Consider the following 12,472-nt stretch of genomic DNA (forward strand, 5'->3'; position numbering starts at 1 on the left):
TGCATATGCCACGACTCTTTGCATTTTTGCCAATCCGGCGTTCGCGCTGGCAGAAATAGGAAGGTATCCCTTAACGCATACTTTTACTGTAGCCGTGTCAGTACTCCTTTGTTATCAGCTTTGGCAGGCTGAAGGAGTTCCATAATAAAAGGCACAGGATAACGTCAATGAACAGAACACGAAAAATAGGACTCGTTAACTATTTTGCCTACGGATCGGGAGATTTTCTCGGCGCCGGTACCACCGCGCTGACCGCCGCCTGGCTGCTGTATTTCTACACCACGTTTTGCGGCTTAACCCCCATTGAAGCCACTTTTATCTTCGCCACCGCTCGCGTACTGGATGCGGTGGTCAGCCCGCTGATGGGCTTCCTGACCGATAACTTCGGCTCCACCTGGTTTGGTAAACGCTTTGGTCGGCGCAAATTCTTTATTCTGCTCGGCATTCCCTGCGTGTTCAGCTATTCCTTCATGTGGATAGGGGAGATGAGCTTCTGGTATTACCTCGTCACCTATCTGATCTTTGACGTGGTCTACACCATGATTCTGGTGCCGTATGAAACGCTGGTCCCGGAAATGACCGACGACTTCAAACAGAAAACCAAATTCTCCGGCGCGCGTATCGGTATGGCGCAGATGTCGGCGATTCTGGCTTCCTTCCTGCCGGGCATTCTGCTGACCCACTTCGGTAAAGACAACGCCATTTCCTTCTTCTATGCCAGCCTGGTGTTCTCGGTGCTGTGCGCCATCATGCTGACCTTTGTCTGGTTCTTTACCTGGGAGCGCCCGCGTGAAGAGTGGACTGTGGCGGCGCTGAAGGCGGAAGAGGAGAAAAAACACCTGACGTTTGCGCAGAGCATGAATCGCCTGTTTGTCGAACTCAGCTCAACGCTGCGCATCAAGATTTTCCGCCAGCACCTGGGAATGTACCTCGGCGGCTATATCGCGCAGGATGTGTTTAACGCCGTCTTTACCTACTACGTGGTGTTCGTACTGATGCAGGAAGCGTCCGTCGCCTCCAACCTGCTCGGCACCATGGCTATCTTCCAGTTCATTGCCGTCATCGCCATGATTCCGCTGTGCATCCGCTTCGGGCCGGCACCGTCCTATCGCATGGTGGTGGTGCTGTTTGGCCTGGGGTCGTTCTCGTATGCTGCGCTGTACTATGCGGGTATGAGTGATATCTATGCATTACTGTTGCTGATTTCCGCGATTGCCGGTCTGGGACGCGGCGGCATCAACTATGTGCCGTGGAACACCTACACCTATATCTCTGACGTTGATGAAGTGATCACCGGCCAGCGCCGCGAGGGTATCTTCGCCGGCATCATGACCCTGACGCGTAAAGCCTCTCAGGCGGGGGCGGTCATGCTGGTGGGCATCATCATGCAGATGTCCGGCTTCGTCTCCGGGCAGAAAACCCAGCCGCCGGAAGTGAGCCATACCATCCTGATGATCCTCAGTATGGGCACCATCGTGGTACTGGCATTGGGCTTCCTGGTCTCACTACGCTTTAAGCTGAACCTGAAAACCCACAGCGTGCTGCGTGAAGAAACCGCAAAAATGCGCCAGTCCGGCCACGTGGTACCGGAAACCGTCACGCCACAGGCGCGCGCCACCGTCGAAATGCTGGCGGGAATGCCGTACGAATCCCTGTGGGGCAACAACAACATTGGTTACCTGAATCGTAATAAACCTGCGGCACCTTCGCTGAAGCAGGCTGCAACATTGAATTCGACTTACAACAGAGGTTAAGAATATGAAAGTTTGGCCCGTCAAACATAGCCCATTATTACGTCAACCGGAGCATTTTATCTCCCGGGAAGAGCTGAAAGCCTTGATTCAGACGGTGACGAACAATCTGGTGAATATCAAGGATGAGACTGGTCAATTTCTGCTGCGTCTTGACGATGGTCGCGTGATCGATACCAAAGGATGGGCAGGCTGGGAATGGACGCACGGCGTAGGGCTGTACGGTATCTATCAGTACTACCAGCAGACCGGCGATGTCGCGATGCGCGACATCATCGATAGCTGGTTCGCCGATCGCTTTGCGGAAGGCGCGACCACCAAGAACGTGAATACCATGGCGCCGTTCCTGACGCTGGCCTATCGCTACGAAGAGACCGGTAACCCGGCCTATTTACCCTGGCTGGACAGCTGGGCTGAGTGGGCAATGCACGAGATGCCGCGCACCGACTACGGCGGCATGCAGCACATCACGCTGGCGGAAGAAAACCATCAGCAGATGTGGGACGATACGTTGATGATGACCGTGCTGCCGTTGGCGAAAATCGGCAAGCTGCTGAATCGCCCTGAGTACGTCGAAGAAGCGGTGTATCAGTTCCTGCTGCACGTGCAGAATCTGATGGATCGCGAGACCGGTCTGTGGTTCCACGGCTGGAACTATGACGGCCACCATAATTTTGCTCACGCCCGCTGGGCCCGCGGCAACAGCTGGCTGACCATCGTGATCCCTGACTTCCTGGAGCTGGTGGATCTGCCGGAGAACAATGCGACGCGGCGTTATCTGGTGCAGGTGCTGAACGCGCAGATTGCCGCGCTGGCGAAATGCCAGCACGAAAGCGGTCTGTGGCACACGCTGCTCGACGATCCTCATTCCTACCTGGAAGCGTCGGCCACCGCAGGCTTTGCCTACGGCATTCTGAAGGCGGTGCGTAAGCGCTATGTGGGCCAGGAGTATGCCGAAGTCGCGGAAAAAGCGATGAAAGGCATCGTGAAGCACGTTTCCCCGGAAGGTGAGCTGCTGCAAACTTCCTTTGGTACCGGCATGGGGTCAAACCTCGATTTCTACCGTGAAATTCCGTTGACCTCCATGCCGTACGGGCAGGCGATGGCGATACTGTGCCTGACGGAATATCTGCGTAAGTTCTTCTAAGTTCTCACACTTCCCGCCAACCCGGCAGCAACCGCTGTCGGGTTTTTTATTATCTGAACCATCAATTTTTTTTGAAATTTTCAGTTTTGGTTATAAAAAAACTTTAAGTGGATCGCATTCCTGCATGATGCGTATTAGCCGTAATGACAATAGTGATTTTGCTCACATTTCAAACCTCATGATAAGAATATAAAAACAGTGTTTCAAAATTATAAAACATGAGGTTTATTTTTATGGCAAGAAATGCGGCTTCAGCCCCCCACGGGCTGCAGGGAAGACCTGTCAATCTGCGCCATCAACTGGCATACGGAGGCGGAAACCTCTTGGGCAGCGGCGCGCTGGCAATCAGCGGTGCGTGGCTTCTTTACTTCTACACCACCTTCTGCGGCCTGACGTTAATCGAGGCTGCGTTTATTTTTTCCGTTGCCAGCGTCATTGACGCGATCAGTAACCCACTGATGGGTTACCTCACCGATAACTTCGGTAAAACCCGCCTTGGCAAACGCTTCGGCCGCCGCCGCTTCTTCCTGCTGATCGGCATTCCACTGATGATGTTCTACCCGCTGCTGTGGGTGGAAGGGCTGGGCTTCTGGTACTACCTGGGTACCTACGTGATGTTCGAGATCATTTATACCTCAGTCATGGTGCCTTACGAAACATTGGCGACCGAAATGACCGACGATTTCGCGTTGCGCTCCAGGCTCACCGGCTATAAAGCGATTTTTGGTAAACTGGCAAACTTCCTGGCGGCGTTTATTCCGGGGCAGTTTATCCTGCTGTACGGCAAAGAGTCGGCGACGCCGTTCTTCCTGACCGGCCTGACCTACGGTGCTATTCTGATCGCCGCTGTAGCCTGCCTGTGGTACAACAGCTGGGAGCGCCCGCGTGAAGAAGAGCCGCAGGAACAGGTGAAAACCGGGTTGCTCAACACGCTGCTGTCGCTGGCCAAAGATATGCGTTCGACGTTCTATCTGCGCGTATTCCGTAAGCACCTGGGGATGTACCTGTGTGGCTTTGGCGCCGAGTGGCTGTTCGCCTCTATCTTTACCTACTTCGTCATTTTTGTTCTCCAGCACGATCCGGCAATGGTCGCGGGGCTGAATAGCCTGAACTCCATCCTGCAGCTGATTTCCACGGCGCTGTTTATCGGCCTGTGCGTGAAAAAAGGCTTCAGTAAGCCGTACATTATGGCGCTGAGTATCGTTATTTTCGCGGTGCTGCTGTACACCTCCCTGTGGTTCTTCCATCTGCCTGCGCATCTGGCGACGATTCTGATGTTCGGCATCACAATCATCTTTGGGCTGGGGACCGGCGGCGTGTATTACATTCCGTGGACGGTTTATACCTTCCTCGCGGACGTTGATGAAATCTACACCGGTCGTCGCCGTGAAGGGATCTATGCGGGGGCGATGACCTTCTCCGGTAAAATCTTACGCTCCGTTATTGTCTTTGTGATGGGCGCTGTTCTTAGCTACTACGGCTTCCAGTCGAAAGCGCATGTACAGCCGGAAAGCGCGGTGAACGCCATTGCGGTGGTCTTCTGCGGTGGCGTTGCGCTGCTGGCGCTGGCGGCGGTGGTCTTCAGTAAGCAGATGAAGCTGGATCGCAAAACCCATCTCATCGTGCTGCAGGAAGTGGCGCGAATCAAGGCCGGCGGCAAGCTGGAAGACATTGCGCCGGACGTGCGAGCGGTGGTGGAAGATCTGGTTGGTCACCGCTATGAAGAGTGCTGGGGCAACAGTCCACTGTTCAAAAAAGACGACGCGCCGGTTGTGGTTGAAGCGGTCTCCGCCGGGCGCTAAGACACCCGACGATTTTCCCTCTTACCCCTGGGACGGCGGCTGCGGCTGACTGTCCTGGGGGGCAAACAGATGGTCGAGTATCTGACGCATGACCGGTGCCGCGACCACGCCATCGCTCCCCCCATTCTCCAGCACCAGCGCAACGGCAACCTGCGGATTTTTATACGGCGCAAAGGCGGTATAAAAAATATGATCGCGCAGGCGGGTCGGGATCATCTTCGCATTGTAGGTCTGATTTTCTTTGAGGCTGAACACCTGCGAGGTGCCGCTTTTTGCCGCAATGCCGTACGGTGCGGTATGGAAGAACTTGTAGCCGGTACCGTTGGGCGCATTGGCCATGCCGAACATAGCCTGACGCACCAGGCTCCAGTACGGAGAGGCGGCGCTGGCAATCTGCGTTTCATTTTTCGGCTGCTGGTAGGGAATCAGCGTTTTGCCAGACGCCTCATCCTTTAACAGGTGCGGAGGGATCACGCGGCCGTTGTTCAGCAGCGCCACCATCGCCTTCACCATCTGAATCGGTGTCGCAATCCAGTAACCCTGGCCGATACCCACTGAGATGGTATCACCCTGATACCACGTTTTTTTGTGCACCCGCTCTTTCCAGTCGCGGCTGGGCAGCAGACCGGTGTACTCTTCATCAAGGTCAATGCCGGTTGGTTTACCGTAGCCGAACTGGATCAGCATGCTATGAATCCGGTCAATGCCCATCATATAGGCGACCTGGTAGAAGAAGGTGTCGGCGGACTCTTCGATGGCTTTGGTGACGTCGAGCATGCCGTGACCGGTTTTTTTCCAGTCGCGGTAGTGGCGCTGCGTGCCGGGCAGCGTCCATGTCGGCGCGCCGAAGAAGTGGGTTTGCGGCGTAATGACGCCATCGAGCAGCGCCGACATCGCCATATAGGGTTTCACGGTGGAGGCTGGCGGATACAGCCCTTGAGTGACGCGGTTAATCAGCGGCAGGTTTTTATCCTGTAACAGCGCATTGTAATCCTGGTAGCTAATACCTTTGACGAATGGATTCGGGTCGTAGCTCGGGTTGGACACCATCGCCAGCACCGAGCCGTCGTGCGGATCTTCCACCAGTACCGCCGCGCGCTGGCCGACCAGCAGGCTCTCAATGTACTCCTGCAGGTGCAGATCCAGCGTCAGATGAATATCTTTTCCGGCCACTGGCGGCACGTCTTTTAGCAGACGAACGATACGCCCGTGGTTATCAACTTCCACTTCCTGATAGCCGGTCTTACCGTGCAGTTCGCTTTCGTAGTAGCGTTCAATCCCCTGTTTACCGATGTTGTGGTCGGCGGCATAGTTTTCTGCGATACCCTGTTTATCGAGCGCTTTGAGATCGCTGTCGTTAATTTTTGATACGTAGCCAAGCACGTGGGCCAGCGCGGCACCGTAGGGATATTGTCGGTCCTCATAGCTGTTGACGGTGACGCCGCTGAAGCGAAACTGGTTAACGGAGAAGCGTGCGATTTCGATATCGGTCAGCGCATTTTTCAGCACCACCGGGCGGTAGCGGCTGCTTGATTTGAGGGCTTTACGGAACTGGTCGATATCGTCGGCAGTAAGGTCGACGATGGGCGTTAGCTGGCGCAACAGCGCGTCCATATCGCTGATTTTATAAGGCGTGACGGAAATATCGTACCAGGTCACGTTTTTGACCAGCGGAATACCGTTGCGATCGTAGATGATGCCGCGCGTGGGGGCGACAGGCAGCATTTTTATATCGTTGGCGTCGGATCGCGTGGTGTAGTAATCGTGCTCATCAACCTGCAAATGATAAAGGTTGAAGATAAGAATGCAAAAGCAGACGATCACCAGGCCAAAGGCCACCAGCGCGCGACGCAGGAAGAGCTTTCGCTCCGCTTCATAGTCTCTAAATGTCATGACAGTACCCGGTGTTTAAGCCGCCTAATCATACGGAGCGGCCTGCGTCATGACAGACAAAAAGTGTTCCATCCCTCCGGGAAAATGTGTCATTTCTTGTGTTTTGTAACAAACGCGGCGGGGAGGGGAAAATAAAAAAGCCCGCGACACGGCGCGGGCTTTTTGGGGGAACGGAAATTACATACGTTCGACGGTTTCGATCCCCAGGGTATCGAGGCCCAGCTTCAGGGTTTTCGCCGTCAGCAGCGCTAACTTCAGGCGGCTGTTGCGCACTGCCTCGCTCTCTGCGGAGAGGATCGGGCAATGTTCGTAGAAGCCAGAGAACAGACCCGCCAGATCGTACAGGTATGCGCACATGACGTGCGGCGTACCGTCGCGAGCAACCACATTCAGCGTTTCTTCGAACTGCAGCAGGCGCGCGGCCAGCTGCGCTTCACGTTCTTCGGTAATGTTCACGGCGGCGTTAACGATGGCGCTTTCTTCCAGCTCGGCCTTACGGAACACAGACAGTACGCGGGTATAGGCATACTGCATATACGGCGCGGTGTTGCCTTCAAAGGCCAGCATGTTGTCCCAGTCGAACACGTAGTCGGTGGTGCGGTTTTTGGACAGATCGGCGTATTTTACCGCACCGATGCCGACGGCATTGGCCAGTTTTTCCAGCTCGTCTGCCGGCATATCCGGGTTCTTCTCCGCCACCAGGCGACGCGCGCGCTCCAGCGCTTCGTCCAGCAGATCCGCCAGCTTCACGGTACCGCCGGCGCGGGTTTTGAACGGCTTGCCATCTTTACCCAGCATCATGCCGAACATGTGGTGTTCCAGCGGAACGCTGTCTGGCACGTAGCCTGCTTTACGCACGATGGTCCATGCCTGCATCAGGTGCTGGTGCTGACGGGAGTCGATGTAGTACAGCACGCGATCGGCGTGCAGCGTTTCATAACGGTATTTCGCACAGGCAATATCGGTGGTGGTGTACAGGTAGCCGCCATCCTTTTTCTGGATGATGACGCCCATAGGCTCGCCTTCTTTGTTCTTAAATTCGTCGAGGAACACCACGGTTGCGCCTTCGCTCTCGACCGCCATCCCTTTGGCCTTCAGATCGGCAACGATACCCGGCAGCATGGGGTTATACAGGCTTTCACCCATGACGTCGTCGCGGGTCAGGGTCACGTTCAGACGGTTGTAGGTCAGCTGGTTCTGGGACATGGTAATGTCGACCAGCTGGCGCCACATTTTACGGAAGTATTCATCGCCGCCCTGCAGTTTAACCACGTAGCTGCGAGCGCGCTCGGCAAAGGCTTCGTCTTCATCGTAGTGCTTTTTGGCTTCACGATAGAAACCTTCGAGGTCAGCCAGCGCCATTTCACCGGCGTTTTCCTGCTGCTGTTTTTCCAGGTAGGCAATCAGCATCCCGAACTGGGTGCCCCAGTCGCCGACGTGGTTGGCGCGGATAACCTTGTGACCCATCAGCTCCAGGGTACGGACCGACGCGTCGCCGATAATGGTTGAACGCAGATGGCCCACGTGCATTTCTTTCGCCACGTTTGGCGCGGAGTAGTCAACGACAATCGTCTGCGGCTCCGGCTGCGCGATACCCAGACGCTCGCTTTTCAGCGCCTGCGTAACGTGCTCGGCGAGGAACGCCGGATCGAGGAAAATGTTGATAAAGCCCGGCCCGGCGATTTCCACTTTATTGGCGATGCCATCAAGCTGGAGATGAGACAGTACCTGCTCTGCCAGTTGTCGCGGCGCCATGCCCAGTTTCTTCGCAACCGCCATCACGCCGTTGGCCTGATAGTCGCCGAACTGTACTTTTGCTGACTGACGAACCTGCGGTTCGCAATCGGCAGGCGCGCCTGCCGCAATCATGGCCTGACTGACTTTTTCTGAGAGAAGAGCCTGAATATTCACCGGAATACCTTACGTTTTAGACGCTGCTGCCCGCGGGGTGCAGCGCCGGGTGTGGATAAATTAAGGCGGGAGTATACTGCATTTGCCCGATGCCGTCAGCATTGGCCCAACGCCGCCTGAGCAGGGATTGACCGCTTGTCCGCCTCGTCGGTTGGTTCAGCGCCCACAACAGGGTAGATTAGCCTTTTCATCAGATAAGAGTAGGGCTGAAATGGCAAACTGGCAGACTATCGCGCAGCTACAGGATATTTCCGCGGACCTTCCGCGCTTTACCGAGGCGTTCACTGCGCTTTCGCAACGGTTGGGGCTCGATATCGCGCCGCTCAATGCCGACCACATTTCCCTGCGTTGTCATCAAAACGCCACCGCCGAGCGCTGGCGTGCCGGTTTCGAGCAGTGCGGTACGTTACTGTCGGAAAACCTCATCAACGGGCGTCCTATCTGCTTGTTTAAACTCGATGAGCCGGTTTGCGTTGCGCACTGGCGCTTTACGGTGGTTGAGCTGCCGTGGCCGGGTGAAAAGCGCTACCCGCACGAAGGCTGGGAGCATATTGAGATTGTTCTGCCGGGCGAGCCTGAGCAGCTCAACGCGCGGGCGCTGGCGCTGCTGTCCGACGAGGGTTTGAGTCAGCCGGGAATATCGGTCAAAACCAGCTCGCCGAAAGGCGAACGCGAACGCCTGCCAAACCCCACTATGGCGATCACCGATGGCCACGTAACGGTGAAATTTCATCCATGGACCCTCGAAGAAATCGTTGCCAGCGAACAAGCAGTGTAACAATGTGAGCTAACGCGGGGTCTGGCGCGCGTAACGATGGCATCATCGGACGCTGGAGAAAAACGGAGAGAAACATGGCATTGCTGGAGATCTGCTGTTACAGCACGGAATGCGCGGTGATCGCGCAGCAGAACGGGGCCGATCGCATTGAACTGTGCGCCGCGCCGCTGGAGGGCGGGCTGACGCCGTCGTACGGTGTCCTGAGAGCGACGCGCCAGCGGGTGACGATTCCCGTGCATCCCATTATCCGCCCGCGCGGCGGCGATTTTTGCTACACCGACGGTGAGTTTGCCGCCATGCTGGAAGACGTTCGTCAGATTCGCTCGCTGGGCTACCCCGGTTTTGTGATTGGCGTGCTCAACCCCGAAGGGCAGGTTGACGTGCCGCGTATGCGGCAAATTATGGTAGCGGCAGGGCCGCTGGCGGTGACGTTCCACCGCGCGTTTGATATGTGTGCCAATCCTTTGCAAGCCGCTGATGTATTGGCAGATTTAGGCGTTGCCCGGGTGTTGACTTCTGGTCAGCAGCCGTCGGCCGAAAAAGGTATTTCATTAATTCGGGAACTTATTGCCCGAGAGGGTACTCCAACCATTATGGCGGGTGCAGGTGTGAGGGCGAGCAACCTTTCGCTCTTCCTGGAAGCAGGCGTCAAAGAAGTGCACAGTTCAGCCGGGCAATGGTTGCCCTCCGAAATGCGTTATCGCAATCCCGGACTGTCAATGTCAACGGATCCTGACGCTGATGAGTATTCACGTTATGCCGTCGACGGTGCGGCCGTAGCCGCAATGAGTGCGATCGTCGCGCGTCATGAGTAGTTAACCGTTTTTTACCGCGCGTCATATCGCCCAATATGATGCTTGCTTGTACCAGGCCCCTGCCCATTAAACAGGGGCCTTTTTTTCGCCATCGTATTTTATTGGCAGGGTCAGCGTCGCGCTGATTGCCGGATGGCAGCTTTGCCTTATCCGGCCTACGATTTGTAGTCAGGCAAAACGATTACGGCTTACGCGCAATCAACACCGCGCGCAGCGGCGCAGGATAGCCTTCGATGGTTTTGGTCGGATCGTTCGGGTTGAGGAAATCGGCCAGCGATTCGGTGACCATCCATTCGGTACGACGCTGTTCTTCGGTTGAGGTAACGTTCATATCGACGATACGCACATCGACAAACCCACATTTTTCCAGCCAGTTTTTCAGCGCAGGGGCAGAGGGAATAAAGTAAACGTTACGCATCTGCGCGTAGCGGTCGCCCGGCACCAGCACCGTGTTTTCATCACCGTCAACCACCAGCGTTTCCAGCACCAGTTCACCGTCGTTCACCAGCTGATCTTTAAGCTGCCAGAGATGCTCCAGCGGCGAGCGGCGATGGTAGAGCACGCCCATGGAGAAGACGGTATCAAACGCTTTCAGCGCCGGAAGCTGCTCAATGCCGAGCGGCAGCAGATGCGCACGCTGATCGTTGCCGAGCAGTTTACGCACGGCTTCAAACTGGCACAGGAATAGCTGGGTGGGATCGATGCCAACCGCCAGATGGGCACCCGCGCCGATCATCCGCCACATGTGGTAACCGCTGCCACAGCCCACGTCAAGAATGGTTCGACCGCTCAGATCAGACAGGTGCGGCAGGACGCGATCCCATTTCCAGTCGGAGCGCCATTCGGTATCGATATTGACGCCGTACAGCGAAAACGGCCCTTTGCGCCACGGCATCAGGTTGCGCATCAAGGTGTCAATCCGTTTGATCTGACCTTCGCTGAGCGGCGTTTCGCTCTCGGCGGTGACGCTGTGCAGCAGATCCAGCTTCCACGGCTGGATTTCCGGCAGGAACTCGACCGCGTTGGACCACTGTTTAAACAGCCCGTGCTGATCGCGCTGCCAGGCGCCAATCTGTGCGGGCAGCGTTTCCAGCCAGTGAGAAAGGGGGCTTTTGGCGATTTGCTGATAGAAATTACCGAACTCGATCATGCCGGGCTACCCGCCTTAAGCGCTACGAGAGAGCCGAAATTAAAGCACTGGAACCACAGTTCGCTGTGTTCGAAACCGGCCTGGCGCAGACGCGCTTTATGCACTTCAACGGAGTCAGTTAACATGACGTTTTCCAGCATGCTGCGCTTCTGGCTGATTTCCAGCTCGCTGTAGCCGTTAGCCCGTTTAAAGTCATGATGCATGTTGAACAGCAGTTCGCCGACGGTGGCGTCTTCGAAGCTGAATTTTTCCGACAGCACCAACGCGCCGCCCGGATTCAGCCCCTGATAAATTTTATTGAGCAACGTCTGACGTTCTGCGGGCTCGAGGAACTGAACGGTGAAGTTCAGCACCACCATGGAGGCATTTTGAATGTCGATATCGCGAATATCGCCTTCGATGACGTCGACCGGCGTCGGCGCTTTGTAGGCATCGATATGGCGGCGGCAGCGTTCGATCATCGCCGGGGAGTTATCAACGGCAACGATGCGGCAGTCGCCGTGGGCGATGTTGCGACGAATAGAAAGCGTGGCCGCGCCCAGCGAGCATCCCAGGTCATAGACCTGCGAACCCGGCTGTACGAAGCGCTCGGCCAGCATGCCAATCATGGAGATAATATTTGAGTAGCCCGGTACGGAACGTTGGATCATATCCGGGAAGACTTCGGCTACCCGTTCGTCGAAAGTCCAGTCGCCAAGATGGGCGATCGGGGCAGAAAATAGCGTGTCGCGGTCAGACATAAGGTGACATCCGGAAAAATAAAAACGGCGTATTGTGCGCTAACGAAGGGAGAAAACCAACTCCCACGGCATATACCAAAGGTTCGCCAGCACCATTAGCAACAGTGAAATGTAGGTTGCACTCATTCCCGAACGGCGCCAGCGGAACAGCCGATGATGGAAGCCGTAGTAGTGCATCAGGCGCCCGGCGAGCAGCAGCAGGCCGCAAAGGTGTACCATCCAGGTTTCAGCACCGTTCATTTCCATAAACAGCAGCAGAACAACGCCAATCGGAATATATTCCACCGCATTGCCGTGAATGCGGATTGCGCTCTGAAGCTCGCTAAACCCTCCGTCGCCGTAGGCAACGCGGTAAAGCATACGCAGACGAACGACATCAAAGGAAAACTTTATCAGCAACAATGCCGCCAGGACGGCATACAGCGCGCTAACCATACAAACTCCCTTTCTGTTGGCAGATGGCACCCATTATCATAGGTAGGAAC

The 12,472-nt window shown here is 55.8% G+C and carries 10 protein-coding genes; 5 read left to right on the plus strand and 5 right to left on the minus strand.

The genetic code is table 11. The features are described from left to right. Positions 1 to 167 precede the first annotated feature (167 nt). From H7R56_RS09625 to H7R56_RS09635, 3 genes are all read left to right on the plus strand, one after another. Positions 168 to 1,754, plus strand: coding sequence for an MFS transporter (locus tag H7R56_RS09625; RefSeq protein WP_106927809.1), 1,587 nt, complete (start codon positions 168 to 170; stop codon positions 1,752 to 1,754). 4 nt (positions 1,755 to 1,758) lie between these two features. Next, positions 1,759 to 2,898, plus strand: coding sequence for a beta-galactosidase BglB (locus H7R56_RS09630; RefSeq protein WP_106927807.1), 1,140 nt, complete (start codon positions 1,759 to 1,761; stop codon positions 2,896 to 2,898). A gap of 233 nt (positions 2,899 to 3,131) precedes the next feature. Further along, complete coding sequence (locus H7R56_RS09635; RefSeq protein ID WP_106927805.1) at positions 3,132 to 4,700, plus strand: MFS transporter; 1,569 nt, start codon at positions 3,132 to 3,134, stop codon at positions 4,698 to 4,700. A 21-nt stretch (positions 4,701 to 4,721) separates the two neighbouring features. Here the strand turns inward: H7R56_RS09635 and mrdA are convergent, their stop codons facing one another. Next, complete coding sequence (gene mrdA, locus H7R56_RS09640) at positions 4,722 to 6,593, minus strand: penicillin-binding protein 2 (RefSeq protein ID WP_182928592.1); 1,872 nt, start codon at positions 6,591 to 6,593, stop codon at positions 4,722 to 4,724. A gap of 177 nt (positions 6,594 to 6,770) precedes the next feature. Then, entirely contained in the window at positions 6,771 to 8,504 is a 1,734-nt protein-coding gene (gene argS / locus H7R56_RS09645; RefSeq protein WP_106927801.1) for an arginine--tRNA ligase, read from the minus strand. A 211-nt stretch (positions 8,505 to 8,715) separates the two neighbouring features. Between argS and H7R56_RS09650 the strand changes: the two genes are divergently transcribed. Beyond that, entirely contained in the window at positions 8,716 to 9,282 is a 567-nt protein-coding gene (locus H7R56_RS09650) for a VOC family protein (protein WP_106927799.1), read from the plus strand. Between the two features lie 74 nt (positions 9,283 to 9,356). Then, a complete protein-coding gene (gene cutC, locus H7R56_RS09655; RefSeq protein WP_106927797.1) occupies positions 9,357 to 10,097 on the plus strand; it encodes a copper homeostasis protein CutC in 741 nt (246 codons plus the stop codon). Between the two features lie 181 nt (positions 10,098 to 10,278). On the opposite strand, the gene cmoB is transcribed toward cutC, so the two are convergent. The 3 genes from cmoB to H7R56_RS09670 are packed head-to-tail and all read right to left on the minus strand — an operon-like array spanning position 10,279 to position 12,422. After that, on the minus strand, positions 10,279 to 11,247 hold the full coding sequence (cmoB, locus tag H7R56_RS09660) for a tRNA 5-methoxyuridine(34)/uridine 5-oxyacetic acid(34) synthase CmoB (protein ID WP_106927795.1): 969 nt from the start codon (positions 11,245 to 11,247) through the stop codon (positions 10,279 to 10,281). After that, positions 11,244 to 11,987 carry a carboxy-S-adenosyl-L-methionine synthase CmoA gene (gene cmoA, locus H7R56_RS09665; protein ID WP_106927793.1) on the minus strand — a complete coding sequence of 248 codons (744 nt, stop codon included), beginning with the start codon at positions 11,985 to 11,987 and terminating at the stop codon, positions 11,244 to 11,246. Before cmoA ends, cmoB begins: the two co-directional genes overlap by 4 nt. Before the next feature lie 39 nt (positions 11,988 to 12,026). Continuing rightward, positions 12,027 to 12,422, minus strand: coding sequence for an MAPEG family protein (locus H7R56_RS09670; protein WP_061279103.1), 396 nt, complete (start codon positions 12,420 to 12,422; stop codon positions 12,027 to 12,029). Between the last annotated feature and the right edge of the window lie 50 nt (positions 12,423 to 12,472).

The organism is Klebsiella sp. WP3-W18-ESBL-02 (assembly GCF_014168815.1).
Taxonomy (GTDB): domain Bacteria; phylum Pseudomonadota; class Gammaproteobacteria; order Enterobacterales; family Enterobacteriaceae; genus Kluyvera; species Kluyvera ascorbata_B.

Excerpts from the sequence above, each read along its gene's own strand:
- H7R56_RS09625 (WP_106927809.1), top strand. The coding sequence starts at position 168 with ATGAACAGAACACGAAAAATAGGACTCGTTAACTATTTTGCCTACGGA.
- H7R56_RS09630 (WP_106927807.1), top strand. The coding sequence starts at position 1,759 with ATGAAAGTTTGGCCCGTCAAACATAGCCCATTATTACGTCAACCGGAG.
- H7R56_RS09635 (WP_106927805.1), top strand. The coding sequence starts at position 3,132 with ATGGCAAGAAATGCGGCTTCAGCCCCCCACGGGCTGCAGGGAAGACCT.
- mrdA (WP_182928592.1), bottom strand. The coding sequence starts at position 6,593 with ATGACATTTAGAGACTATGAAGCGGAGCGAAAGCTCTTCCTGCGTCGC.
- H7R56_RS09650 (WP_106927799.1), top strand. The coding sequence starts at position 8,716 with ATGGCAAACTGGCAGACTATCGCGCAGCTACAGGATATTTCCGCGGAC.
- cutC (WP_106927797.1), top strand. The coding sequence starts at position 9,357 with ATGGCATTGCTGGAGATCTGCTGTTACAGCACGGAATGCGCGGTGATC.
- cmoB (WP_106927795.1), bottom strand. The coding sequence starts at position 11,247 with ATGATCGAGTTCGGTAATTTCTATCAGCAAATCGCCAAAAGCCCCCTT.
- cmoA (WP_106927793.1), bottom strand. The coding sequence starts at position 11,987 with ATGTCTGACCGCGACACGCTATTTTCTGCCCCGATCGCCCATCTTGGC.
- H7R56_RS09670 (WP_061279103.1), bottom strand. The coding sequence starts at position 12,422 with ATGGTTAGCGCGCTGTATGCCGTCCTGGCGGCATTGTTGCTGATAAAG.